Source organism: Mesorhizobium sp. M1088 (assembly GCF_040318575.1).
Classification (GTDB): domain Bacteria; phylum Pseudomonadota; class Alphaproteobacteria; order Rhizobiales; family Rhizobiaceae; genus Mesorhizobium.
In genome coordinates, this window is the sequence record NZ_JAMYMO010000002.1 from 182,230 (window position 1) to 207,052 (window position 24,823).

The 24,823-nt window shown below is 64.0% G+C and carries 18 protein-coding genes and 1 tRNA gene; 14 read left to right on the forward strand and 5 right to left on the reverse strand.

Features of this window, described 5'->3' with window-relative positions; genetic code table 11:
• Nucleotides 1-5: 5 nt before the first annotated feature.
• The 5 genes from NKH49_RS03620 (at nucleotide 6) to NKH49_RS03640 (ending at nucleotide 8,360) form a co-directional block, all read left to right on the forward strand.
• Nucleotides 6-2,159 (forward strand): thiamine pyrophosphate-dependent enzyme, encoded by a 2,154-nt coding sequence (locus NKH49_RS03620; RefSeq protein WP_352613854.1) that lies wholly within the window; start codon nucleotides 6-8, stop codon nucleotides 2,157-2,159.
• Nucleotides 2,152-3,741 carry an indolepyruvate oxidoreductase subunit beta family protein gene (locus NKH49_RS03625; protein WP_352613855.1) on the forward strand — a complete coding sequence of 530 codons (1,590 nt, stop codon included), beginning with the start codon at nucleotides 2,152-2,154 and terminating at the stop codon, nucleotides 3,739-3,741. Before NKH49_RS03620 ends, NKH49_RS03625 begins: the two co-directional genes overlap by 8 nt.
• Before the next feature lie 258 nt (nucleotides 3,742-3,999).
• Nucleotides 4,000-6,684, forward strand: a complete 2,685-nt coding sequence (locus NKH49_RS03630) for an ATP-binding protein (RefSeq protein WP_352613957.1) — start codon at nucleotides 4,000-4,002, stop codon at nucleotides 6,682-6,684.
• Nucleotides 6,685-6,952: 268 nt separating this feature from the next.
• Complete coding sequence (locus NKH49_RS03635) at nucleotides 6,953-7,630, forward strand: hypothetical protein (RefSeq protein ID WP_352501693.1); 678 nt, start codon at nucleotides 6,953-6,955, stop codon at nucleotides 7,628-7,630.
• A 109-nt stretch (nucleotides 7,631-7,739) separates the two neighbouring features.
• The gene (locus NKH49_RS03640) at nucleotides 7,740-8,360 is read left to right on the forward strand and encodes a LysE family translocator (RefSeq protein ID WP_352470025.1); all 621 of its coding nucleotides are present in this window, start codon (nucleotides 7,740-7,742) and stop codon (nucleotides 8,358-8,360) included.
• A gap of 35 nt (nucleotides 8,361-8,395) precedes the next feature.
• On the opposite strand, the gene NKH49_RS03645 is transcribed toward NKH49_RS03640, so the two are convergent.
• Nucleotides 8,396-8,471, reverse strand: a tRNA-Thr gene (locus tag NKH49_RS03645).
• A gap of 354 nt (nucleotides 8,472-8,825) precedes the next feature.
• Here NKH49_RS03645 and NKH49_RS03650 point away from each other — a divergent pair.
• On the forward strand, nucleotides 8,826-9,977 hold the full coding sequence (locus tag NKH49_RS03650) for a hypothetical protein (RefSeq protein ID WP_352613856.1): 1,152 nt from the start codon (nucleotides 8,826-8,828) through the stop codon (nucleotides 9,975-9,977).
• Nucleotides 9,978-10,076: 99 nt separating this feature from the next.
• Here NKH49_RS03650 and NKH49_RS03655 read toward each other — a convergent pair whose 3' ends face one another.
• A complete protein-coding gene (locus tag NKH49_RS03655; protein ID WP_352613857.1) occupies nucleotides 10,077-11,678 on the reverse strand; it encodes a cisplatin damage response ATP-dependent DNA ligase in 1,602 nt (533 codons plus the stop codon).
• 73 nt (nucleotides 11,679-11,751) lie between these two features.
• Nucleotides 11,752-12,762: a ligase-associated DNA damage response exonuclease gene (locus tag NKH49_RS03660; RefSeq protein WP_352470029.1), complete on the reverse strand. Its 1,011-nt coding sequence runs from the start codon at nucleotides 12,760-12,762 to the stop codon at nucleotides 11,752-11,754.
• Nucleotides 12,763-12,869: 107 nt separating this feature from the next.
• Between NKH49_RS03660 and NKH49_RS03665 the strand changes: the two genes are divergently transcribed.
• Nucleotides 12,870-13,814 (forward strand): methyltransferase domain-containing protein, encoded by a 945-nt coding sequence (locus NKH49_RS03665; RefSeq protein ID WP_352613858.1) that lies wholly within the window; start codon nucleotides 12,870-12,872, stop codon nucleotides 13,812-13,814.
• A gap of 55 nt (nucleotides 13,815-13,869) precedes the next feature.
• Nucleotides 13,870-14,226, forward strand: coding sequence for a hypothetical protein (locus NKH49_RS03670; protein ID WP_352470032.1), 357 nt, complete (start codon nucleotides 13,870-13,872; stop codon nucleotides 14,224-14,226).
• Between the two features lie 7 nt (nucleotides 14,227-14,233).
• Here NKH49_RS03670 and NKH49_RS03675 read toward each other — a convergent pair whose 3' ends face one another.
• Together NKH49_RS03675 and NKH49_RS03680 are read right to left on the reverse strand one after the other, a co-directional pair.
• Entirely contained in the window at nucleotides 14,234-15,097 is an 864-nt protein-coding gene (locus tag NKH49_RS03675) for a prephenate dehydratase (RefSeq protein ID WP_023717847.1), read from the reverse strand.
• Between the two features lie 30 nt (nucleotides 15,098-15,127).
• Nucleotides 15,128-15,856 carry a 3-deoxy-manno-octulosonate cytidylyltransferase gene (locus NKH49_RS03680; RefSeq protein ID WP_352871267.1) on the reverse strand — a complete coding sequence of 243 codons (729 nt, stop codon included), beginning with the start codon at nucleotides 15,854-15,856 and terminating at the stop codon, nucleotides 15,128-15,130.
• 192 nt (nucleotides 15,857-16,048) lie between these two features.
• Here NKH49_RS03680 and NKH49_RS03685 point away from each other — a divergent pair, with 192 nt between their 5' ends.
• The 6 genes from NKH49_RS03685 (at nucleotide 16,049) to NKH49_RS03710 (ending at nucleotide 24,768) form a co-directional block, all read left to right on the forward strand.
• Nucleotides 16,049-16,702, forward strand: a complete 654-nt coding sequence (locus tag NKH49_RS03685) for a c-type cytochrome (RefSeq protein WP_352613860.1) — start codon at nucleotides 16,049-16,051, stop codon at nucleotides 16,700-16,702.
• A 173-nt stretch (nucleotides 16,703-16,875) separates the two neighbouring features.
• Nucleotides 16,876-18,759 carry an extracellular solute-binding protein gene (locus NKH49_RS03690; protein ID WP_352613861.1) on the forward strand — a complete coding sequence of 628 codons (1,884 nt, stop codon included), beginning with the start codon at nucleotides 16,876-16,878 and terminating at the stop codon, nucleotides 18,757-18,759.
• Nucleotides 18,759-20,627: an extracellular solute-binding protein gene (locus NKH49_RS03695; protein ID WP_352613862.1), complete on the forward strand. Its 1,869-nt coding sequence runs from the start codon at nucleotides 18,759-18,761 to the stop codon at nucleotides 20,625-20,627. Before NKH49_RS03690 ends, NKH49_RS03695 begins: the two co-directional genes overlap by 1 nt.
• Before the next feature lie 279 nt (nucleotides 20,628-20,906).
• On the forward strand, nucleotides 20,907-22,001 hold the full coding sequence (locus NKH49_RS03700; protein ID WP_352448571.1) for a microcin C ABC transporter permease YejB: 1,095 nt from the start codon (nucleotides 20,907-20,909) through the stop codon (nucleotides 21,999-22,001).
• Nucleotides 22,001-23,140 carry an ABC transporter permease gene (locus tag NKH49_RS03705; RefSeq protein ID WP_352448572.1) on the forward strand — a complete coding sequence of 380 codons (1,140 nt, stop codon included), beginning with the start codon at nucleotides 22,001-22,003 and terminating at the stop codon, nucleotides 23,138-23,140. The genes NKH49_RS03700 and NKH49_RS03705 overlap by 1 nt, the downstream gene beginning before the upstream one ends.
• A complete protein-coding gene (locus NKH49_RS03710; RefSeq protein WP_352613863.1) occupies nucleotides 23,137-24,768 on the forward strand; it encodes an ABC transporter ATP-binding protein in 1,632 nt (543 codons plus the stop codon). The genes NKH49_RS03705 and NKH49_RS03710 overlap by 4 nt, the downstream gene beginning before the upstream one ends.
• Nucleotides 24,769-24,823: the final 55 nt, after the last annotated feature.

Genomic DNA, 24,823 nt, shown 5'->3' on the forward strand with positions numbered 1-24,823 from the left:
CCAAAATGGCCGAACGGTCTTTTGCCAAGGAAGTCGAAAAGCTCAGGCTCGGCGCCGGCGAGGAGTTTTCCGGCGAAGGCATTCTCGCCATCACCAAGGCGCTGCTGCAATGCGGCGTAGGCTATGTCGGCGGCTATCAGGGCGCGCCGATCAGCCATTTGATGGACGTGCTGGCCGACGCGCAGGATATCCTGGGCGAGCTCGGCGTGCATTTCGAGGCGAGCGCCTCGGAAGCGACCGCCACCGCCATGCTTGCCGCATCGGTGCATTATCCTATCCGCGGCGCGGCCACCTTCAAGTCGACGGTCGGCACCAATGTCGCCTCCGACGCGCTCGCCAATCTCGCTTCCGGCGGCGTCACCGGCGGTGCATTGATCATCGTCGGCGAGGATTACGGCGAAGGCTCCTCGATCATGCAGGAGCGCAGCCACGCCTTTGCCATGAAGAGCCAGGTCTGGCTGCTCGACCCGCGACCGAACCTGCCGTCGATCGTCAAGGCGGTGGAGGATGGCTTCGAGCTGTCCGAGGTTTCCAACACGCCGGTCATGCTGCAGGTCCGTATTCGCTGCTGCCATGTCCACGGCCATTTCATCGCCAAGGACAACAAGCGCCCGGCAATGACTGTGGCCGATGCGCTCGAGGCGCCGCGCCGCGACACCGGCCGCATCGTGCTGCCGCCCGCATCCTTCCTGCACGAGAAGGAAAAGGTGCAGAAACGCTGGCCGGCGGCGGTGGATTTCATCCGCACCAACAAGATCAACGAGTTCTTCGGCCCGGAGCACGGCTCGGTCGGCATCGTCATGCAGGGCGGCATGTACAATTCGGTCATCCGGGCGCTGCAGCGGCTCGGCCTCGCCGACACCTATGGTGACACCGACGTACCGCTCTATGTGCTCAACGCCGTCTATCCCTTAGTCGACGACGAGTTCCTGTCTTTCTGCGAAGGCAAGGACGCCGTCCTCGTCGTCGAGGAAGGCCAGCCCAACTACATCGAGCAGGCCTTTGCCGCGATGCTGCACAAGGCCGGCCGCGGCACCAGGCTCGTCGGCAAGGAACATCTGCCGATGGCCGGCGAATATACCGGCCAGGTGATGCTCGACGGCATCGGATCGTTCCTGCGTGCCACCATCCCGCATCTGCTGCCAAGCGAGGTCCGCGCGCCGAACAAGATCGGCGACGGGCTCGACACCGCCGACCTGATCAACGTCGTCCCGGGCCGGCCGCCCGGCTTCTGCGTCGGCTGCCCGGAGCGGCCGATCTTCGCCGCCACCAAGCTGGTCGAGCAGGAGCTGGGCAAGCACCACATCGCCTCCGACATTGGCTGCCATCTGTTCTCGATCATGCCGCCTTTCGAGCTCGGTGCCACTACCATGGGCTACGGGCTGGGGCCGGCCTCGGCTTCGGCGTTCAATTCGCCCGATGCCAAGCGCCGCTCGATCTCCTTCGTCGGCGACGGCGGCTTCTGGCACAACGGCCTGACCTCCTCGGTCGGCAATGCCGTGTTCAACAAGAATGACGGCGTCATCGTCATCGTCGACAATTTCTATTCGGCCGCGACCGGAGGGCAGGACATCCTGTCGTCCCGCGCCGGCAACAAGACCAAGTCGACCAAGCACCCGATCACCGAGGCGGTGAAGGGCATGGGCGTCAAATGGCTGCGCCACATCGACCGCACCTACGACGTAACCAGAATGCAAGACACGCTGCGCGAGGCGCTGACGACGGACGAGAAGGGCCCGAAAGTCATTGTCGCGTCGTCCGAATGCATGCTCAACCGGCAGCGCCGCGAAAAGCCGCTGGTCGACAAGGCGATCAAGGGCGGGACGCGCATAGTCAAGCCGAAATTCGGTGTCGACGAAGACATCTGCACCGGCGACCATGCCTGCATGCGGCTGTCCGGCTGTCCGTCGCTTTCGGTGAAGTCGCTCGACGATCCGTTGCGCGACGATCCGGTGGCGCATATCGACCAAAGCTGCGTCGGTTGCGGCAATTGCGGCGAGGTCGCCGATGCGGCGGTGCTCTGCCCGTCCTTCTACCGCGCCGATGTTGTCCACAATCCGAGCCGCTGGGACCGTTTCCTTGAAGCCGCGCGTCGCGCCATGATCGGTCTCTTGCAGCGGCGCCGTGAAAACCGGCGCCTGACATTCGCCGATGCTTGACGCCGTGCCCTCATCGCGCTCGAAAGCCGGCGCCCCCGAAGACGAGCGCGTCATCAAGCTTGCCGTGCTGGCGGTCGGCGGCCAGGGCGGCGGCGTGCTGGCCGACTGGATCACCGACGTCGCCGAGCGCAATTTCTATGTCGCGCAATCAACCTCCGTTGCCGGCGTTGCCCAGCGCACCGGCGCCACCATCTATTATGTCGAAATGTGCCGCGACACCGGCCGCCTGCCGGTCTTCGCGCTGTCGCCGTCGCAGGGCGACGTCGACATCCTGATTGCCGCCGAACTGATGGAGGCCGGCCGCGCCATCATCCGCGGCTTCGTCACGCCCGAGCGCACCACGCTGATCGCCTCGTCGCACCGCATCGCCGCGGTCTCGGAGAAGATCGAGCCCGGCGACGGCCGCGCCTCGTCCTCCAAGGTGCATGCCACGGCGGAAGCCGCGGCCAAGCGCTTCATTGCCTTCGACATGGAGAAGATCGCCGCCGACAATGGCTCGATGATCTCGGCCAGCCTGCTCGGCGCGCTGGCCGGCTCCGACGCCTTGCCGTTCAGTCGCGAAAGCTATGAGCAGGCGGTCAGTGCCGGCGGCCGTGGTGTCAAGGCCAGCCTCGCCGCCTTCGGCGCCGCCTACGATCGGGCGCGCGGCATCGCGAGTGTGCATTCGGGCGACAAGACTGCACAGCCGGCAGCCGCCGAAACCGGCTTAGCCGCAACGACAAAAGTCAGCGGTCCGGAAAGCCTGTTAAAAGGCTGGCAACAATTGGCGGCGCGCGTCGCCACGCTGCCTGTACCCGTGCGCGACATGGCGCTTCGCGGCCTGAAAAAAGTGGTTGACTATCAGGACGTTGCTTATGGCGGCGAGTATCTCGATAGGCTCGACAAGGCCGTCGCTCTGGACGATGTCGAACACGCCTACGCGCTGTCGATCGCCGCCGCCAAGCATCTGGCCAACGCCATGTGCTACGACGACATGATCCGCGTCGCCGACCTGAAGACGCGCTCTAGCCGCGACCGACGCGTACGCCGCGAGGTCGGCGTCAGGGACGGCTCGGTCCTGCAGGTGACCGAATATTTCCATCCGCGCATCGAGGAATTCTGCGGCACGCTGCCGGCCGGGCTCGGCAGCTACATCGAAAGCCGGCCGAAGCTCGCCGCCTTCCTCGACCGCCGCATCAACCGCGGCCGCCACATCCGCACCGACAGTTTCGCCGGCTTTGCCGCATTGTGGTTCATCGGCGGCCTGCGCCGCTGGCGGCGCCGCCTGCTGCGCCACAAGGTCGAGACCGCGCATCTCGAGCGCTGGTATGCGCTGGCGCTGGGCCAAGTCGGCCAGGACTACGCGCTTGGTACGGAGATCCTCAACTGCCGCCGGCTGATCAAGGGTTACAGCGACACCCACGCCCGCGCCCAGTCGAAATTCGACCGGGTGCTGTCGGCGCTCGACCAGCTCAAGGGCCGCCCGGACGCCGCAGACTGGATCCGGCGCCTGCGCGAAGCGGCGCTGAAGGACGAGAAGGGTGACATGCTCGACGGCGCGCTGAAGACTGTGGCGTCGCTGGGCGACAATCCGGTGAGGTGAGCGGCCTTTTTCGAGGCTCGGGGCAGTGGTTGCTTCGCAGAACTACAGTCCGCTTCGCCCGGGCCTGTCAACGCCCGCCCTGGCGGCCTGCCTGTTCTGTGGCCTTCGTGCCTACGGCAGCGGCCAACATATCTGCTCCAGGACAAATGACGCCCGGTTCCGAGCGGCTATTTGCCAAACATTCCCGGCCATGTGAAACGACTGTGTTGCACTCATTGCCTGCTGTTGTACCTTCAATATTCTGGAGGCGCGGGCTTGATGCTGCTTGAGCGAGAGGACCCACTTGGAGCTTTGTTGGCCGCGGCCGAGAGAGCTGCTGCCGGACATGGCGGGACCGTGCTGGTGCACGGCGAGGCGGGCCTGGGCAAGACCTCTCTGCTGCGCGAATTCGCGGAAAACGCCGACCGGGACTGCCGGGTGCTGTGGGGCTGGTGCGAGGCGCTCTTCACGCCGCGCCCATTGGGCCCTCTCCAGGACATGGCGCACTTGCTCGACCCGCGCGTGGCGGCGCTGCTTGAGGAGACCGCTGCGCCGGAGCGGCTTTTCCCGGCATTGCTGAATGCGCTGCAGCGCGCCAAGGGCACGACCGTGCTCATCTTCGAGGACATGCATTGGGCGGACAATGCGACGCTCGACCTCGTAAGATATCTCGGGCGCCGCGTCTCCCTGCTCCGCACCACGCTGGTGCTGAGCATGCGCAGAGAGGATTTGAACGCCGATCACCCGCTGACCCACGTGCTCGGCGATCTTCCCGCCGCCTCGGTACGCCGCGTGACGCTTAGACCGCTGTCTCCCCAGGCGGTGACAATGCTGGCCGAACAGGCCGGCCGCTCCGCCGATGGGCTTTATCGCATTACCGAGGGCAATCCCTTCTTCGTTACCGAGCTCCTGTCCAGCAGCGAGACCGAATCGGCGCGTGTGCCCGATTCCATACGCGACGCGGTGTGGTCGCGCCTGTCGCGCCTGACGCCTGGAGAGCGCGACGTCCTGGAGGTCATGAGCATCATGCCGGGCAGCGTCGAGCCGTGGCTGATCCGGGCCCTTCTCGGGGCCGAGGCCGAAGTGCTCGTCGATCGATGTGTCGTGCGCGGATTGCTGCGGCGGGACGACCAGGGCGCGCTGACATTTCGTCACGAGCTTGCCAGGGAAGCGACGCTCGACCGGCTCTCCCCCTCTGTGCAACGCTCGCTCCATGCGAAGGTCGAAGCGGCACTCTCGGAAGTTCCGGCCTCGCAGGCAAGCGCTCTGCTTTCGCGCCGCGTGCACCACGCCGGCGGCGCCGACAATGGCGAACGCGTGCTCGAACTTGCGCCGCTCGCCGCCAGCCAAGCCGCGCGCCTGGGGGCGCATCGGGAGGCGGCCTCGCATCTGGCGACCGCACTCAGATATGTCGACCAGGCCCCGCCGGAGCTGGCCGCGCAGCTCCATGAGGACTGGGCGTACGAGGCCGGGTTGGCGCTGCTTGTCTATGACGCCATCATCGAGGCCCGGCATCGCGCCATCGCTATCTGGCGGCAGCTGGGCCGGATCGACAAGGTAGGCCTTAATCTACGCTGGCTGTCGCGCCTGCACTGGCGACGCGGCGAAGGCCCGCAAGCGGAGGAATATGCGGACCAGGCCGTGCGTGAGGTGGAAAGCCTGCCGCCCGGTCCCGAGGTGGCAATGGCCCACAGCACGCGCTCGCAGCTCCACATGCTGCACTATCGTTTCGATGAGGCGATCGAATGGGGCGAGCGCGCGATCAGTCTGGCCGATCGGCTGGGCGAGGTCGAGACGCGTGTTCACGCCCTCAACAATGTCGGAACCGCGCTCATGTTTGCCAACCGCCCCGGCGGCGTTGAGCGGCTGGAGGAAAGCCTTGCCCTGGCGCTCGAGCACGGGCTCCACGACCATGCGGCGCGGGCCTATACGAACTTTGCGGAATGCGCGGTGGTGGCCAAGGACTTCGAGCTGGCGGAGCGGCTGCTGGCCGAAGGCATCGCATTCTGCACCAGGCACGACCTCGATTCGGCGGCGCAATACCTGCTCGGCCGGCAGGCGCAGCTTTGCATGGAACAGGGCCGGTTTCGCGAGGCCGCAACCATCGCTCAGGGCGTCATGAATGTGGAACGCCTGCCGATGGTGATGCACTTGCCGGCGCTCACCGTGCTTGGCACGGTCCGCGTAAGGCTGGGCGAGACCGACGGCGTCGACCTTTTGCAGCGCGCGCTTGTGGAGGGCCAGACGACCGGCGAGCCGCAGCGTATCGTCCCGGTTCGCCTGGCGCTGGCGGAGGCGGCCTGGCTTGCCGAGGATGTCGGCGCCAGCCACGCGCAGCTTACCGAGCTGGCGGCTATGAACCTCGACAATTTCCGCCCCCGGGACCTTGGCGAATTGTCGGTCTGGTGGCGTCGATGCGGAATGCCCGGGTCGCTGCCGGCGCAATCGGCGCCGATTCCCTCGCCCTGGTCCGCCGAGCTTCTCGGCGATCCGCAGATCGCCGCGGCGGAGTGGACGCGTTTGTCGCTGCCCTATGAGGCAGCGCTTTCCCTCATGCAGGTTCGTGGGGCGGATGCGGGGGCGGCGCTCGCTCGCGCCGTGGCGATGCTCGACCAGATCGACGCGCCCGCGGCCGCGGCGCTCGCGCGCAAGCTTGCGCAGCGTCAGGGCCTGTCAGGCCTGCTGCCGAAGGTGCAGCGCGGACCCTATGCGGCAGCTCGCCGCCATCCACTCGGCCTGACACGGCACGAGCAGAAGGTGCTCGCCCTGATCGCCCAGGGCATCAGCAACAAGGAGGTCGCGCGACATCTGTCGCGCTCGCCCCGCACGATCGAGCATCACGTCTCCTCGCTGCTCGGCAAGCTCAATGCCGCAAACCGCATGGAAATCCTCCTGCGCCTGCGAGGCGAGCCGTGGCTGTTGACGGGCACCCATCCGCTGGAACCGCACCAGACTGGATCATGATCCCAGCCGATTCTGTCGAGATGGAACAGGCTCTGGGTAGTTCCCACAGCAAAATTTCCGCGAAAACTGGGAAATCGACCGCCTAAAAATGGGTGGCGGTACCGATTTGCACGCCCGCCGCTCCGCGTAGGCTTCTGCTCGCAGCGTGGATGGACCTCCCAACACCACGACGCCTTCACGATCCGGGGGAGAAGGCGGGCAACGGCGGCGGAACGGGGGCCGCCGCCGGCGTCCGTCGCTGGGGCGGATCGTACCAGGAGCAGGGGCGATGTCGGCAAGCGAAAAAGCGGATGCCCAGCGGCGCTGGCCAGGACAACGATTGGCACAAGCGGTCGCGGTGCGGCTTTCAGGACCCGGAGGCTGTTATATTGCCGGCAATGTGCTGGGCCTCGGCATGGCCATGTTCATGCAGATTCGGCTGGCGCTAACCGAGGCGAGCAGCACTTTCGCCGCGCCTCTAATGTTCGGCCACGACCTCGCCGGCGGCTGGAACTCACTGGCGCTGCTGGTGGCGAGCGCCATCTTCTTGCGCAGCGGCGAGGAGTATCATCGCGCCCTCAGCAACGGACATCTCGACCCGTCGGTAATACAGCGCGCAGATTTTCTGTCCGGCACCGGGTCATTGGTGCTCGGGTCAAGTCTGCTGCTCGTCGGCAATCCAATCCTGGTCGTGACATCGGGGTTGCTCCATGCCGTGGGCAAGTTCGGCAGCGCCTTCAGGCTCGGCGCGCATGGCGCGGTGCTCTTCGGCCTCAAAATGCCGGAGCTCTTCCGCCTTTCGGTACTGCTCAGCCGCTTTCCGGCAATTATCGTCACCGCGACCGAAGTCGCCCGCGTCATTGCTGACGCTCGCACCGATCAGATCCAGGCTATCGCAATCCCTGCGACGCTTCTCGTCTGTTACCTGCTTTGGGCACGCGGGGATATTCTTCTATTTGGAAAGTAAATCTGAAAACATCTAAGCATTTTCGCGTCGCATGGTGAGAAACAGGGAGTGGGAGCGCGACGGTGATTCTTCTCTAATCTGTAACCGGCGCAGCAAACGGGAGACTGGCATGTCAAGTTCGCTTATTCTGTCGACGGCGATGCTGCAATTCCTGGCGGCATATACGGTGATCATGATCACGCCAGGCCCTATTGGCCTCGCGACCGGCAGCCTTGCCTCCTTGCACGGCTTTGGCAGGACGATCCCGCTGGTGGCCGGGATCGGCGCCGGTACCGCCGTGCTGGCGGTCCTGGTGGCGTTTGGCGCCGTTCATCTTTCCGGGTCGCTGTCGGTGCCGGCGGTCAAGATCGCCGGTGCGGCCGTCCTTGGCTGGATGGCCCTGCGCATCGCCAGAACGGCGCCGCCGGCCATCGGCGAAGCGCCTCGGCAGGCCGGATTGTTTGCCGGAGGGTTTCTCATCAGCATTCTCTCGCCTGAAACCGCCACTTTCTTCGCCGTCGCCTTCATGGGGCTGATGCTGCCGATCCGGACCTCGAACGAGATGCTGATGGTCGCGGCCATCGTCGCCATCATCGACATAGGCTGGTACGGATTCCTGGCCGTCGCGCTTTCGCGTCCGCTCGTGCGCGCTGCCGCGGTGCGGCATCATCGCGTCATCTGTCGGGCGGCGGGGATCGTGCTGGCAATGCTCGCCCTCGTCTCGGCGGCGGCAGCTTTTCCACTCGGCTGAACGCCGGTTGAAGCAGGCGCGCGGGATAGGCCGTTTGGTGCCGCTTAGGTGACTCGAACACCTGACCCCATCATTACGAATGATGTGCTCTACCAACTGAGCTAAAGCGGCCCGGGAAGCCGAGCTTCCAAGATGGGCTGCGTGATAGACGCAACCGGCCGCGAATTCAAGATGGCAGTCGCGATTTCAGGACGAGGCAATTGGTGCCGCCTCCGGCCGGGCGCAAGGGCAGCCGCCGCGCGGATCTACCATTGGCCGCGTGATGCCGTATCGGCAGGCCGTCCCATCCGCCACGTTGGCCGCGGCGGGAAAATCAGGGAAAAATGTTGATTCCTTTACCGAAAACCGCCGAAATGAGCTTTGTGCCCCTCGGCAAGGCAGAATGCGGCCGCTCGCTTGTTGATTGATTGGTCGCCTGCGGCTAACGATCATGGCAATGTGAGTGAAATTGCAGAGGGAATTCGCTTGGACGCGATCGAAAAAGCGATCCGTAATGCCTTCGAGAAAGGCAATGCCGACGACCGGGCGTTTCGCGAGCGGGTCTATCGATCGGCTTTCGCGGCACTCGACCGTGCCCTGCAGGCTAATCCAAACGTCACCGTGGAAGTCGCCATCAAGCGGCGCAAGGCGGTCCAGGCGAAGATCACCGAAATCGAATCGGAATTCCTGCCGGCGGTTGCCGACGTCGCCGCGCCGACCGACAGTTTGGAGGCAGCACCGGAGGTGGAGCCCCCGGCCGAAGCTGAAGCCGCGCCGTCGCCCGATGTCGTCGTTGACGGTCCGGCGCAGCCGCCCGAATCCGATGCGCCGCGGTCGCGCGTCCTGCCGGTCGTTCCCGACATCATGCCCGATGCGCCTGTTGCCGAGGCGCCGGTGATCGACATGGCGGCCTCGGTTCCGACCGAAGCCGACGCCGAAACGGACGACGCGGAAGTGACGCCCGACCGCGACGACCGGCGGGCGAGACGGCGGCGCCTGCCCTTGGCCGCGATCTTCTTCGGTGTGACGCTGCTCGCAGCCGCCGGCATCGGCCTTTATTTCGCCAACCAGACCGGCGTCTTCAAATCGGCGACCGAGCTCGACACGGCGCCGCCGGAAGCGCCGCCAACGGTCGACGGCGATGATTTCACGCCGGACGACACTGCTTCGCCGCCGAAGCAGGGCGAGCAGGACCAGGCGCACGACTGGATCAATGTCTTTTCGCCGGGTGACCCGACGCAGGTCAATGCACCGTCGGACACCAAGGCCGACGTCATCCAGGACGAAAGCGGTTCCTTCCTGCGCATCCGCTCGGGGGCATCCGGCTCGGCCATCAGCTTCGACGTCGGACAAGGCGTGCTGGAAAAACTGGCCGGCAAGCATGCCACATTCGACATCATCGCGCGCTCCGAGGAGGGCCAGGAGACGCAGATTTCCGTCGATTGCAATTTCGGCGAACTCGGCGACTGCGGCCGCAAGCGCTATGCCGTCGGTCGCGAGCGCAATGAATATCTGTTCGACGTGCGCTTTCCCAACAAGCGTCCGGGCGCTGCCGGCACCATCGCCATTAATTCCGACTTCGACAAGCAGGGCAAGTCGGTCGACATCTACGAGATCCGCGTTTCTGTCGTTCCCTAAAGCACGTCGCGTTCCGGCCTCATGCGACGCGCTTCAGGTTCTTGTTTTGATGCATGTCGTTACCGCAAAACCGCTGCACTCTTTTTTGCGCGACATGCATTACCTATCGAGCAGCGCCTGCAGCGTCTCGATGCGGTCGGCTTCGGCCGCCGGCTTGTCCCAGCGCAGCCGCGAAATGCGCGGAAAGCGCATGGCGACGCCGGATTTGTGCCGCGTCGAGCGGTTGAGCCCTTCGAATGCTACCTCAAGCACCAGCCCGTTCCTGCGGTCGGCACGCACCGAGCGGACCGGGCCAAAGCGCTCGATCGTATTGTCGCGGACATATTTGTCGATCTGCCTCAGTTCCTCGTCGGTGAAGCCGAAATAGGCTTTTCCCACCGGGACTAGCTCCTCCGATCCTTCCGGCCCGGACCAGACGCCGAATGTGTAGTCGGAATAGAAGCTCGAGCGTTTGCCGTGGCCGCGCTGGGCGTACATCAGCACGGCGTCGACCGTGTGCGGATCGCGCTTCCATTTGAACCACGGGCCCTTCGGCCGACCGGCCACATACGGCGAATCCCAGCGCTTCAGCATGACGCCTTCGATGACCGGATGCAGCGGCTTGCGGCGCAATTCCTCGAGTGCCTGCCAGTTGGTGAATTCGACCAGCGGCGACAGATCGAAGCGGCTCGGATCGAGCGTCCTGACGAAGGCCTCGAGCCGGCCGCGCCGTTCGCGGAAGGGAAGTCCGCGCAAATCCTCGTCACCAATCTGCAGCGCATCGTAGCACCGCATGAAGGCGGGGTATTGCTGCTGGATCTTGGGCGACACGCTCTTGCGGTTCAGCCGTTGCTGCAGGTCCGAGAACGTGCCCGTCGCCTGCCTGGGGTCTCCGACCAGAAGCTCGCCGTCGAGGGCGCCTGAAAAATCCATCGCCTCGGCAAGATCCGGAAAGGCGCCGGAGACGTCGTCACCGGTGCGCGAATAGAGCCGGCGAATGCCGCCTTCGCAAGCCGCCTGGACGCGGATGCCGTCCCATTTCCATTCGGCCGCGTAGTCGGCCGGGTCGAGCCTTTCGAGGTCGCCGTCGCCGACGGCATTCGACAGCATCACCGGCCTGAACAGCGCCAGCGCCGTTTTCCTGGGCTTTTCCGCTTTACCCTCCAGCCAGGCGAACAGCCCGATATAGGGCGGCGTCAGCCCGTGCCAGAGTTCCTCGATCTCGGCGATATCGACCTTGCCGAAATCGGCCAGTGCCTGCTTGGCCAGCCGCGCCGAGACGCCGATGCGCAGGCCGCCGGTGACCAGCTTTATGATGGCGAAGCGCGCCGACGTGCTGGCGCTGTCGAGCAGCCGGGCCAGCACCTGCGGCCCGTCGGAACGGCTCGCCGCCTGCAGCTTGGCCACCACCTCGGCCAGCGTCGGCTCGTGGTTCGCAACGTCGACCGGCGCTTGCGGCCAGACCAGCGACACGGTCTCGGCCAGGTCGCCGACATAGTCGTAGGAATAGCCGAACAGCACCGGATCCATGCGCTCGATCACCAGTGTGCGCAGCATCGCCGGCTTGACCGCGGCGATGGACAGATCGCCGGTAATGGCCGCCAGCGCCAGCCCGCGGTCCGGATCCTCGACGCTGCGGAAATAGTCGGTCAACAGCGTCAGCTTGCCGTTGCGCGACGGCGTCAGCACCAGCCGGTCGAGAAGCTCGGCGAAGCGGTTCATGGAAGGGGCGACGCCAATGAGAAAGGCTTGCCGCAGAGCGCCGTACCGGCGATTGCTGGATCCAAAAACACCATCAATCGCCCTCGTCCTCGTAGCCGACGAGATGCAGCGGCCTGGCGGCAATGCCTTCGAGTTCGCACCAGCGCACCAGAGCCTCCTCGCGGCCATGCGTTACCCAGATTTCTTCGGCGCCGGTCTCCTTGATCGTCGCCGTCAGCTCGTCCCAGTCGGAGTGATCGGAGATGATCAGCGGCAGCTCGACGCCGCCCTGCTTGGCGCGCTGGCGGATGCGCATCCAGCCTGAGGCGAAGCACGACATCGGATCGGGAAAACGCCGCGCCCAGCGATCGGCGAAGGCGGATGGCGGGCCGACGACGATGGCGCCGGCAAAGTCGCTTTTTTGGCCGGTCTCGACGGTCGCCGGTTCCAATGTGCCGAGATCGATGCCCTGGCTCTGGTAATATTCGCTGAGCTTGGCCAGCGCGCCGTGGATGTAGATCGGCTTTTCGTAGCCGGCATCGCGCAGCAGCCGCATGACGCGCTGCGCCTTGCCCAGCGCATAAGCGCCGACCAGATGCGTTCTCTCGGGAAACTGTTCGGTCGATTTCAGCAGCCGGGCGATCTCTTCGGAATCGGGCGGATGCCGAAACACCGGCAGGCCGAACGTCGCCTCGGTGATGAAGACATCGCATTTGAGCGGCTCGAACGGCTCGCAGGTCGCGTCCTTCTGGCGTTTATAGTCGCCGGACGCGACGATGCACGTGCCCTGGTGCGCGACCTTGATCTGGGCCGAGCCCAGCACATGGCCGGCCGGGTGAAAGCTGACGGTGACCCCGTCGAGCGCAATCGTCTCGCCGAGCACGGCGGCTTGCGTCGTTCCGGCAAAACTGTCGCCGTAGCGCAGCCCCATGATGTCGAGCGTCTGCTGCGTCGCCATCACCGAGCGGTGGCCGGAGCGGGCATGGTCGGAATGGCCATGTGTGATCAGCGCCCGGTTGACCGGCCGCACCGGGTCGATGAAGAAATCGCCGGGCGGGCAATACAGCCCTTCCGGCCGGGGATGAAGCAGGTCGCTGGCGCGCATGGCCCCAAGATAGGCGCTAATTCCGGCGCGGGAAGCCTGTTGTAAGTCACTGCTGACTCCAGCATAGAGCGCAAGCCGGCTGCAAACACCCGGCGGAACCCGATCGCATGAAACCGCTCCAGACCTCGTCCGGCGATTTGACCGCCGACCGCCGCGCCGACTATGCCGAAATGCTTTATGCATCCGGCGATCATGCGGCAGCGGCGGAATTGCTGCTCGGCGCGCTCGAACTGGCGCCGCAATGGCCAGCCGGCTGGTTCCGCCTCGGCGAGATGCAGGAAGCGGCGGGCGCGCGCGATCGTGCCGCGCAGGCCTGGACGACGGCGCTGCGGCTGGACCCGGCGGACAGGCTCGGCGCGGTGCTCAAGCTGCAATTGATCGGCAGGGCGGCGGCGGCCCAGGCGCCGCCCAGCGCCTTCGTCGAGACGCTGTACGACCACTATGCCGGGAGTTTCGAGGGTGAACTGGTCGACGGGCTCGGCTACCGTCTGCCCGAATGCCTCGACCGCGCCATCCGGGCAGCACGGCCGGGCCGGTTTTCGCTGGCGCTCGATCTCGGCTGCGGTACCGGCCTCATGGGCCAGAGGCTGCGGCCGATCGCCGACCGGCTGGAGGGTTACGACATCTCGGCCGGCATGCTGAGGCAGGCGCGCGCCAAAGGCGTCTACGATCTGCTCGTCAAGACGGACCTGCAGGACTTTTGCTATTCTGGCCCGAAAGCCGATCTGGTGACGGCGGCCGATGTGTTCATCTATGCCGGCGCGCTCGACAGGGTGGTGAACAAGATTGCCGGAATGCTTGCCGGCGGCGGTCTGTTTGCGTTCTCCGTCGAGACGCTCCCGAGCGGAGAATCGTCTGACAGCGCCGGCTTCGCCTTGCAGCCGTCGCGCCGCTACGCGCATTCGCAAGGCTATGTAGAGCGGGTTCTGGATGCCGACGGCTTTTCGATCCTGTCGCTGCAGGCAACGATCATCCGGCAGGATCGCCGCCAACCGGTCGAAGGGCTGGCCGTAGTGGCAAGCTCGCTTTCCGGCAGCGTAAAATCTGGCTAAGACTTCTGCCGCTGCGCATGAGAAGCCGCAGCTGCGAAAGACAAGGAGCACGTTCATGCGCTGGAACATGACGGTCTTGGCATCTTGCCTGGCGATGGCCGGCTGCGTCGGCAATTCGATGTCCGAACGGCAGGACGAAAACGTCCAGTCCTCGCTGCTATTTGACAAGGTGCCTTGCGATCAATTGCTGGCGCAACGAAACGGCCTGGCGCAGCAATATCATCTGCCGGTGGACGCCAAGCCGTCGTTCTCCAACCCGGCGACGGGCTTTGGCCCGTTCACGCCGGATATGCGCTCAAAAGCCAAACGCGACGCCGACCAGGCAAGCGGCAAGATCGACGCCATGAACCGGTCGATCAGCCGGCGCGAATGCGGCAAGCCGGCCAAACGGAACAAGCTCGGCCTGACCTGACCGGATCTTAATCCGCCACCTTCCACTGCTCGCGCGAGGCGCTGGCGGGATAGACGCCGAGGATGCGCATTTCGCGCGAGAAAAAGCGCAACTCGTCGAGTGCCAGCTTCACCAGCGGATCGTCGGGATGACCCTCGATATCGGCGTAGAACAGCGTCGCTGTAAACGCGCCGAGCTGGTAGCTTTCCAGCTTGGTCATGTTGATGCCGTTGGTGGCGAAGCCGCCCATCGCCTTGTAGAGCGCCGCCGGCACATTGCGGACGCGGAAGATGAAGGTCGTCATCATCCTGGCGTCGGCCGAGGGACGTTCAGCCCATTGCTTGTTCTTGGTCAGCACGACGAAGCGGGTGACGTTGCTGTCGGTGTCCTCGACATTCTCCTCGATGATGTCGAGCCCGTAGAGCGTTGAGGCCAGCGCCGGCGCCAGCGCCGCCATGGTGCGGTCCTTCATCGCGGCGACCATCTTGGCGGCGCCCGCGGTGTCGCCGGCCACCGTCGCCTTCCAGCCGTTCTTGCGGATGTATTTGCGGCATTGGCCGAGCGCGTGGATGTGGCTGTGCACGGTCCTGATCTCGTCGCGCCTGACGCCGGGCAGCACCATCAGCTGGAAGTGGATCGGCAGAAAGTATTCGCCGATGATGTGCAGCTTCGATTCCGGCAAGAGATGATGGATGTCGGCGACGCGGCCGGCAATGGTGTTCTCGATCGGGATCATCGCCAGATCGGCCTTGCCGGTCTCGACGGCGTTGAAGGCGTCCTCGAAGGTCGGGCACGGCAACGGCTCCATTGACGGGAACATGTTGCGGCAGGCGGTGTCGGAATTGGCGCCCGGCTCGCCCTGGAAGGATATTTTGTTGGTCTTTTCAGGCATGCGCGGAGTCTCGGGAATTGAGGGAATTTCTTAGTCGGAAAGGAGCGCCCTGGCGCGTTCGAGATCGTCCGGCGTGTCGACGCCAAGCGGCACCGACTGCACGATCTCCGCATCGATGCGCATGCCGGCCTCAAGCGCCCGCAACTGCTCCAGCCGCTCGCGGCGCTCCAGCGGCGACGGCCTCAGCGCAACGAAGCGTTCGAGCGCGGCGCGGCGATAGGCATAGAGGCCGATATGATGGTAGAGCGGGCCTTCGCCCCAAGGGGCGGTGGCGCGGGTGAAATAGAGCGCCCTGAGCCGCGTCGTCGAGAGTGGCGAGCCGACCAGCTTGACGACGTTCGGATCGGTCTTTTCCTCGTCGCGTACGATCTCGACGCAGAGCGTGGCGATATCCACCGCTGCGTTCTCGAAAGGCTTCAGCGCGGCGCCGATAACAAGGGGGTCGATGGTCGGCAGATCGCCCTGCACATTAACGATGGTCTCGACGCTGTTGCCAGGGTCGAGAATGGTCAGCGCTTCGAAGATGCGGTCGGAACCGGTTTCGTGGTCCGCCCGCGTCATCACCGCCTCGAAACCATGCGCGCGCACCGCCCCCGCAACGCCCTGCGTGTCGGTGGCGACGACGACCCGGCCGAGCCCGGCATCGGCAGCACGGCGAGCGACGTGGACGATCATCGGAGTGCCGGCAATGTCGGCCAGCGGCTTGCCCGGCAGGCGGGTCGAGGCCATGCGGGCCGGGATCAGGATGAGCGTGGACATGAGGCGGGCAGGGGCTCGAAAAAGAGGGGGACAAAAGTGGCAAAAGGTCTCACTGGCAGCGCCCTTATAGGTGTTGCAACGCCGGAGCAAAAGACCTAGTTTCCGCGCGATTTGACCGCCTCGCAGGGTGGTTCACGATACCGACGGACGGAGTGGACGGATCGGTCCGCCGGAAAAGGGAGCCTGGGGCGTATGGATTCCAACGAAGTCAACAAGCTGCTCGCCGGCTTTCTCGGCACCGTGTTCATCGTCTTTTCCGTTGGCATCGTGTCCGACGCGCTGTTCGCCTCGCCGGCGCCTGAAAAGCCCGGCTTCGCCATCGAGGCGACCGAGCCCGCCGAAGGCGGCCCGGCCGCTCCCGCCGCGGCCGTGAAGCCGATCGCCGAGCTGCTGACCACTGCCAACGCCGAAGCGGGCGCCGCCATCTTCAAGAAATGCCAGGCTTGCCACTCCGGCGAAAAGGGTGGCCCCAACAAGGTTGGGCCCGATCTCTGGGACATCGTCGACCGTCCGGTCGCCGAGCATGAGGGCTTTGCCTATTCGGCCGGCATGAAGGAGTTCTCCAAGGGCGGCAGCGAGAAGTGGACCTACGACAATCTCAACCACTTCATCACCTCGCCGAAGAAGTTCGTGAAGGGCACGGCGATGGGCTTCGCCGGCCTGCCCAAGGATGAGGACCGCGCCAACGTCATCGCCTATCTGCGCACGCTGTCGGACAATCCGAAGCCGCTGCCGGCGCCCGGCGCCTCGGCCGAAAACGCGCCCGCCAAGCCGGCCGAAGGTGCAGCCCCTGCCAAGCCGGCAGAAGACGCGGCGCCAGCCGCCCCGGCGACACCCGCAAAATAACAAAACTGTAATGACATTATCCTTGAAAAAGCCGGGTTCAGCCCGGCTTTTTCGTTAGGAAAAATGCATATGCGACGACAAAGCCGCTCGGTTGCGGTTTTCAGCGCCGCCAAATGATCTAGATTGGGCCCAGACGCTATGGTGACGGCGCTATATCGCGAAGAGGAGAACGCATGACGGTTGGCCGAGCGCGGACGCTTCTGAAATCGGTGCTGATGCTGGCTGCTTTTGCCGGCGGCCTGCAGGCGGCCTTCGCGGACGAATGGCGCACGACCTCGTCGCTGATCGGCGAATCCAAATACGGCGATAATTTCCAGCACTACGATTACGTCAATCCGGATGCACCGAAGGTCGGCACAGTGAACTCAGTGGTGCTCGGCACGTTCGACAGCTTCAATCCTTACATCGTGCAGGGTTCGCCGGCCGCCGGCTTCGCGCAGTTCGGCGGCGGCCTGCTCTACGACACGCTGATGGAGCAGGCGACGGATGAGGGCAGCGTCAACCATCCGCTGATCGCCGATGCCTACAAATACCCGGCCGACTATTCCTCGGCGACCTACCGGCTCGACCCGCGCGCCAAATGGCATGACGGCCAGCCGATCACCACCGACGACGTGATCTGGTCGTTCCAGGTGCTGAAGGCCAACAGCCCGATGTACAGCCGTTATTTCGAGAACGTCACCGACGCGGTTGCGATCTCCGATCGCGAGGTGGAGTTCCATTTCAACCAGAAGGGCAATCGGGAGTTACCTCAGATTCTCGGCGGTCTCGTCGTGCTGCCGAAGCACTGGTGGGAAGGCACCGACGCCAACGGCAAGAAGCGCGACGTCACAAAGCCGACGCAGGAGCCGCCGCTCGGCTCGGCCGCCTACAAGATCGCCAGCTTCAAGCCGGGGTCCGAAATCATCTGGCAGCGCGTGCCGGACTACTGGGCGGCCAAGCTGCCGGTGAAAGTTGGCCGTGAGAATTTCGACAGGCAGCGTTTCACCTATTTTCTCGACGACAATGCCGCCTGGCAGGCCTTCACCAAGGGCGGGCTGGACGACATCAAGCCGGAGAACAGTTCGAGGCGCTGGAACACGGCCTATAATTTCCCGGCAGTTCAGGCCGGCGACGTCATCAAGAAGGAATTCAAGACCGCGTCGCCCGAACCGATGCAGGCCTTCATGCTCAACACCAGGCGCCCGCTGTTTAGGGATCGCCTGGTGCGCGCCGCGCTGATGTATCCGTTCGATTTCGAGACGATGAACCGGACGCTGTTTTTTGGCTCCAACACCCGCACCAGCAGCTATTTCCAGGGCACTGAGCTGGCGTCGAGCGGCCTGCCGCAAGGCAAGGAACTGGAAATCCTCGAGCAGTACCGCGACAAGCTGCCGCCTGAAGTCTTCACCCAGGAATTCAAGCTGCCGGTCTACGACACCGCCCAGGCGGAGCGCAAATACCTGAAAACCGCGGTCGATCTGTTCGCCAAGGCAGGCTGGGTGATCAAAGGCGGCAAGATGGTCAACGCCAAGACCGGCGAACCGTTCAAGTTCGAAATCCTCGGCTGGAACGACACCGACCAGGTCATCGCCAGCCCCTACATCGCCAATCTGCGCAAGATCGGGGTCGACGCGACGCTGCGCCTCATCGATCAGACCCAGTATATCAACCGAGTCACTCACTTCGACTTTGACGTGGTCACTTCGATACTCGGGCAGTCGGACTCTCCCGGCAATGAACAGCGCGATTTCTGGAGTTCCAAGGCCGCCGATTCGCCGGGATCGCGCAATTACGCCGGCATCAAGAATCCGGTCGTCGATGCGCTGGTCGACCGGATCATCTATGCCACCGACCGCGACGATCTGGTTGCCGCCACCCATGCGCTCGACCGGGTGCTGTTGTGGAATTTCTACGTCGTGCCGCAATATTACCGTGCCGTGGTCTGGCTCGCCTACTGGAACAAGTTCGGTATGCCGGAGAAGCAGCCCGCCTATAGTGGCGTCGACCAGAATTCCTGGTGGGTCGATCCGGTCAAGGAAAAGGCGCTGGCGGCCAAATACAAGAGTGGCAATTGATGACGGCGCTGCCCCGTCGCGACTTCCTCGCCCTGGGCGGTGCCGCCGCGGCCGCGGCGCTGCTGCCCGGCCGGGCTTTCGCCACGATCCCGACCGGCGTGAAACTGCACGGCCTGTCGGCCTTCGGCGATCTCAAATATCCTCCGGATTTCGCGCATTTCGACTATGTCAATCCGGACGCTCCCAAGGGCGGCCGGATGAATTTCGCCCCGCCGAACTCCACCCTCAATCAGAGCTTCCTGACTTTCAACACGCTGAACTCGCTGGTGTTGAAAGGGGATTCGCCGCCGCGCACCGAGCTCTGCTTCGATTCCCTGATGGCAAGGGCAGTCGATGAGCCGGATGCGGTCTACGGCCTGCTTGCCGAATCCGTCACCTTGTCGCAGGACCGCAACGGCTTCCGCTTCAGCCTGCGGCCACAAGCGCGCTTTCATGACGGCTCGCCGCTGACGGCTGAGGACGTTGTCTTCGCCTTGAACCTCTACAAAGACCGGGGACATCCGAACCTATCCCAAGCACTGCGGCATATGACGGATGCGGTCGCAATCGATCCGCTTACAGTCAGCCTTACCTTCAACGGCCAGCAGTCCGCGCAGAATATCCTCGCCATCGTCGTAATGCCGATCGTGTCCAAAGTTTTCTACACGGCCAATGATTTCGACGCCTCGACGATGACCCCACCGCTCAGTTCCGGACCGTACAGAGTGGGGCGGGTGGTGGCCGGGCAGACTGTCGAATATGAACGCGTCGCCGATTATTGGGGCCGCGATCTGGCCGTGAACCGCGGGCTTAATAATTTCGACCGTATCCGTATCGATTTCTACCTTGATCGCCAGGCAGCCTTTGAAGCGTTCAAGAAAGGGGATACGCATTTTCGCGAGGAGTTCACCGCGCGGGTATGGGCGACCGGCTACGACTTTCCAGCGCTGAAGGATGGCAGGGTCGTCAAACGCGAATTTCCCGGCGAGAAAACGCCATCCATGCAGGCTGTCGCACTCAATCAGCGCCGTCCGCAGTTCCGCGACATTCGCGTGAGACAGGCAATCGCCTATTGCTTCGACTTCGAATGGACCAGGCGGGTTCTGTTTTTCGACTCCTACGAGCGTTCGCAATCGAACTTCGAGCGGTCGGATTACAAGGCCAAGGGCCTACCCTCACCCCAGGAATTGAAACTGCTGGAGCCGTTTCGAGCCGAGTTGCCGCCGGAGACCTTCGGCGATCCGGTGATGCAACCCGTCTCTGACGGTTCGGGCCACGACCGCAAGCTGCTGCGCGAGGCTTCGAGACTGCTTGCCGAAGCCGGCTGGAAGCGAACGGGCAATTTCGTCGTCAATGACAAGGGCGACCGGCTGCGGGTGGAAATGCTGGCCGAGGACGATGGCCTCGTTCGCATCTTCCTTCCGTGGTCCGAGAATATGAAGGCGATCGGCATCGACGCTTCGGTCCGCCAAGTCGATTCGGCGCAGTTTGAAGCGCGGCAGAGCAATTTCGACTTCGACTTCAACATGCTCGCATGGTCGATCGGAGCGACGCCAACCGCCGATGGTTTGGAGATCCTCTATGCTTCCCGGATGGCGAAAACGCCGGGGATGCGCAACTATCCGGGTACGGAAAGCAAAGCCATCGACGCGCTGATCGAGGCAGCCGGCAAGGCGCAGAGCCGGATCGAACTCGTCACCGCGCTCAACGCGCTCGATCGGGTCTTGCGCGCGCGGCTAGACTGGATTCCAACATATCATCTGGCGAATCACCGGGCAGCCTTCTGGGACATGTTCGGCTTTCCCGCTCAAAAGCCGGATTACGACTTTCCGGTCGAGACGCTGTGGTGGTTCGACAAAGACAAGGCGGCAAAAATTGGCAAAGCCTGAATTTCTTGCGAGCGCTGGCGCCGCCCCTCACCTGCCTGCCGGCATACTCTCCCCGTATAGCGACGGGGAGAGGGGCGCCTTCATCGATGGTTTCGCCGACCATAAGCGTCGCTATAGAAGCGCCGAGACTACGGCCAGCCCCTTTCTCCCCGTCACTATACGGGGAGAAATGTCCGGCAGGACAATGAGGGGCGGCACCGACTTCGGCAATTGGCGTGGGGCGATTGCCTTGGGGGCACCTTTAGACACAATGGTCGTCCTCAAGGAGGGTAAAGCCTGATGGGCGCCTACATACTGCGCCGCATCCTTTTGATGATCCCGACCCTGTTCGGTATCATGGCGGTGTCATTTGCCGTCATCCAGTTTGCTCCAGGCGGGCCGGTCGAGCAGGTCATCGCCAGGCTGACCAACCAGGGCGGCAGCGATCGCCTCGGCGGCGGCGGGGGTGATGCCGGCGGCGCCAATGTCGATGTCGCCGGCGACGTCGGCTCGAAATACCGCGGCGCGCAAGGGCTCGATCCCGAATTCATCAAGAAGCTGGAGAAGCAGTTCGGCTTCGACAAGCCGCCGCTCGAGCGCTTCGGCATGATGCTGTGGAACTATCTCCGCTTCGATTTCGGCGACAGCTATTTCCGCGACATATCGGTGCTCGACCTGATCCTGGAAAAGATGCCGGTGTCGATCTCGATCGGGCTGTGGATCACGCTTTTGTCCTACCTGATCTCGATCCCACTCGGCATCCGCAAGGCGGTCAAGGACGGCTCCACTTTCGACGTCTGGACCAGCGGCGTCGTCATCGTCGGCTACGCGATTCCGGGCTTCCTGTTCGGCATCTTGCTGATGGTGCTGTTTGCCGGCGGCTCGTTCTGGGACTGGTTTCCGCTGCGCGGCATCACCTCCGACAATTGGGACCAGCTGTCCTGGCCGCAGCGGATCGTCGACTATTTCTGGCATATGACCCTGCCGCTGACCGCGCTGGTATTATCGGCCTTCGCCACGACGACGCTTTTGACCAAGAATTCCTTCCTCGAGGAAATCCGCAAGCAATATGTGGTCACCGCCCGCGCAAAGGGCCTGTCGGAGCGGCAGGTGCTTTATGGCCACGTCTTCCGCAACGCCATGCTGATCGTCATCGCCGGTTTTCCCGGTGCCTTCATCTCGGCATTCTTCACCGGGTCACTGCTGATCGAGAACATCTTTTCGCTCGACGGCCTCGGCCTGCTTGGTTTCAACTCGGTGGTGCAGCGCGACTATCCGGTGGTCTTCGCCAATCTCTACATCTTCTCGCTGCTTGGCCTGTTCGTCGGGCTGCTGTCCGATCTGATCTATACCTGGGTCGATCCGCGCATCGACTTCGAGCGGAGAGACGTCTGATGGCGCAGGTGACAGCCGAAACGGCGCCGCCTCGGATCGCGCGGCCCTTTCTGTCGCCGCTCAACCAGCGGCGCCTGCAGAACTTCAAGTCCAACCGGCGCGGCTACTGGTCGTTGTGGATTTTCCTGTTCCTGTTCGTGCTGTCGCTGGTTTCCGAACTGATCGCCAACGACAAGCCGATCATCGCCTCCTACAAGGGCGAGATCCTGTTCCCGGTCCTGGTCGCCTATCCCGAGGAGAAGTTCGGTGGCTTCTATGCGGTCACCGACTACCGCGACCCGGTCATCCAGGACGAGATCAACGCCAATGGCTGGATGGTCTGGCCGCCGGTGCGCTACTCCTACCAGACCGTCAACAACGCTATTCCCGAAGCAGCACCGACCAAGCCGTCCTGGCTCTACGACAAGAAGACGCGCTGCAACCAGTATCCGAAAGGCGAGGCAGACCCCAATTGCAACGTCGGCAACTGGAACTGGCTGGGCACCGACGACCAGGCTCGCGACGTGCTGGCGCGCGTCATCTACGGCTTCAGGATCTCGGTGCTGTTTGGCCTGATCCTGACTGCCGGCTCGGCGCTGATCGGCGTGGCGGCCGGCGCTCTGCAGGGCTATTTCGGCGGCTGGACCGACCTTCTTTTCCAGCGCTTCATCGAGATCTGGTCGGCCATCCCGGTGCTGTATCTGCTCCTGATCGTCGCCGCCATCCTGCCGCCCGGCTTCTTCATCCTGCTCGGATTGATGCTGCTGTTCTCCTGGGTGGCACTGGTCGGCGTGGTGCGGGCCGAGTTCCTGCGCGCCCGTAACTTCGAATATGTCAATGCGGCGCGCGCGCTCGGCGTGTCCAACGTCACCATCATGTTCCGGCATCTGCTGCCCAACGCCATGGTGGCGACGCTGACCTTCCTGCCCTTCCTGCTCAGCGGCTCGATCTCGACGCTGACCTCGCTCGACTATCTCGGCTTCGGCCTGCCACCCGGCGCCGCCTCGCTGGGTGAGCTGTTGAAGCAGGCACAGCGCAACCTCAACGCGCCCTGGCTCGGCATTTCCGGCTTCGTCGTCATCTCGCTGATGCTGTCGCTGCTGGTCTTCGTCGGCGAGGCCACGCGCGACGCCTTCGATCCGCGCAAGACGTTCAGATGAGCGACACCCCTCTCCTTTCGGTCCGGGATCTCAGCGTCGCTTTCACGCAAAGCGGCAACCAGTCGATCGCCGTCGACCATATTTCCTTCGACCTCGCCAAGGGCGAGACGGTGGCGCTGGTCGGCGAATCCGGCTCCGGCAAGTCGGTCACCGCGCTGTCGGTGCTGAAGCTGCTGCCGTATCCGACTGCCAGCCACCCTTCGGGAAAGATCCTGTTCCTCGGCGCCGACCTGCTTGCCGCCGACGAGAGAGACCTGCGCCGCGTGCGCGGCAACAAGATCACCATGATCTTCCAGGAGCCGATGACCTCGCTCAACCCGCTGCATACGATCGAGCAGCAGATCGTCGAGGTATTGAAGCTGCATCAGGGCCTGGGCGATCGCAAAGCCAAGGCGCGCACGCTGGAACTTCTGCACGAGGTCGGCATCCGCGAGCCGGAGAAGCGGCTTGACGCCTATCCGCACCAGCTTTCCGGCGGCCAGCGCCAGCGCGTCATGATCGCCATGTCGCTGGCCAACGAGCCTGAACTTTTGATCGCCGACGAGCCGACGACGGCGCTCGACGTCACCGTCCAGGCGCAGATCCTCGAGCTGCTCGCCGGCCTGAAAAGCCGCAAGAACATGTCGATGCTGTTCATCACCCACGATCTCGGCATCGTCAGGAAGATCGCCGACAGGGTCTGCGTGATGACCAAGGGCAAGATCGTCGAGACCGGCCCGACCAAGGAGATATTCGCCAATCCGCAGCACGCCTACACGCGGCATCTGCTTGCCGCCGAGCCGAAAGGCAAGCCGCCGGCGGCCAACCAGGCCGCCAAGCCGGTGATGGTCGGCAAGGACGTCAAGGTCTGGTTTCCGATCAAGAAGGGCTTCTTCCGGCGCACCGTCGACAATGTGAAGGCGGTCGACGGCATCGACGTCACCGTGCGGGCCGGCCAGACACTTGGCGTCGTCGGCGAATCCGGCTCAGGCAAGACGACGCTCGGCCTGGCACTGGCCAGGATGATCTCGTCGACCGGGACCATCCAGTTCAACGGACGCGGCATCGATCAGCTGTCCTTCAACGAAATGCGGCCGCTGCGGCGCGAGTTGCAGATCGTCTTCCAGGATCCGTTCGGTTCGCTCAGTCCACGCATGTCGGTCGCCGAGATCATCGAGGAAGGGTTGAAGATCCATGAGCCGAAGCTGTCGCCTGATGCGCGCGACGAGCGTGTCGTCGACGTGCTGAAGGAAGTCGGCCTCGATCCGGCGACGCGCAACCGCTATCCGCACGAATTCTCCGGCGGCCAGCGCCAGCGCGTCGCCATCGCGCGCGCCATGGTGCTCAACCCGCGTTTCGTCATGCTGGACGAGCCGACCTCGGCGCTCGACATGAGCGTGCAGGCGCAGGTCGTCGACCTCTTGCGCAGCCTGCAGGCCAAGCACGACCTCGCCTACCTCTTCATCAGCCACGATCTGAGGGTCATCCGCGCGCTCGCCAACGAAGTCATCGTCATGCGCAATGGCAGGATCGTCGAGGCCGGTCCTTCCGAACAGATTTTCGGCAAACCGCGGACCGACTATACAAAGGCGTTGATCTCGGCCGCCTTCAAGATCGAAACGGCGCCGGTCGGCATCGTCAGCGAGTAGATTTTCGCCAGAGATCATGCACAAAATCAAAACGCTGCCGCGCCTTGCGCGTCGG

Bases quoted from the DNA above. Each gene is read 5' to 3' on its own strand.
- NKH49_RS03685 (WP_352613860.1), top strand. From the start codon at position 16,049: ATGGATTCCAACGAAGTCAACAAGCTGCTCGCCGGCTTTCTCGGCACC.
- NKH49_RS03695 (WP_352613862.1), top strand. From the start codon at position 18,759: ATGACGGCGCTGCCCCGTCGCGACTTCCTCGCCCTGGGCGGTGCCGCC.
- NKH49_RS03710 (WP_352613863.1), top strand. From the start codon at position 23,137: ATGAGCGACACCCCTCTCCTTTCGGTCCGGGATCTCAGCGTCGCTTTC.
- NKH49_RS03640 (WP_352470025.1), top strand. From the start codon at position 7,740: ATGTCAAGTTCGCTTATTCTGTCGACGGCGATGCTGCAATTCCTGGCG.
- NKH49_RS03620 (WP_352613854.1), top strand. From the start codon at position 6: ATGGCCGAACGGTCTTTTGCCAAGGAAGTCGAAAAGCTCAGGCTCGGC.
- NKH49_RS03660 (WP_352470029.1), bottom strand. From the start codon at position 12,762: ATGCGCGCCAGCGACCTGCTTCATCCCCGGCCGGAAGGGCTGTATTGC.
- NKH49_RS03700 (WP_352448571.1), top strand. From the start codon at position 20,907: ATGGGCGCCTACATACTGCGCCGCATCCTTTTGATGATCCCGACCCTG.
- NKH49_RS03675 (WP_023717847.1), bottom strand. From the start codon at position 15,097: ATGCCTGAAAAGACCAACAAAATATCCTTCCAGGGCGAGCCGGGCGCC.
- NKH49_RS03625 (WP_352613855.1), top strand. From the start codon at position 2,152: ATGCTTGACGCCGTGCCCTCATCGCGCTCGAAAGCCGGCGCCCCCGAA.
- NKH49_RS03635 (WP_352501693.1), top strand. From the start codon at position 6,953: ATGTCGGCAAGCGAAAAAGCGGATGCCCAGCGGCGCTGGCCAGGACAA.
- NKH49_RS03705 (WP_352448572.1), top strand. From the start codon at position 22,001: ATGGCGCAGGTGACAGCCGAAACGGCGCCGCCTCGGATCGCGCGGCCC.
- NKH49_RS03655 (WP_352613857.1), bottom strand. From the start codon at position 11,678: ATGAACCGCTTCGCCGAGCTTCTCGACCGGCTGGTGCTGACGCCGTCG.
- NKH49_RS03630 (WP_352613957.1), top strand. From the start codon at position 4,000: ATGCTGCTTGAGCGAGAGGACCCACTTGGAGCTTTGTTGGCCGCGGCC.
- NKH49_RS03670 (WP_352470032.1), top strand. From the start codon at position 13,870: ATGCGCTGGAACATGACGGTCTTGGCATCTTGCCTGGCGATGGCCGGC.
- NKH49_RS03680 (WP_352871267.1), bottom strand. From the start codon at position 15,856: ATGTCCACGCTCATCCTGATCCCGGCCCGCATGGCCTCGACCCGCCTG.
- NKH49_RS03665 (WP_352613858.1), top strand. From the start codon at position 12,870: ATGAAACCGCTCCAGACCTCGTCCGGCGATTTGACCGCCGACCGCCGC.
- NKH49_RS03690 (WP_352613861.1), top strand. From the start codon at position 16,876: ATGACGGTTGGCCGAGCGCGGACGCTTCTGAAATCGGTGCTGATGCTG.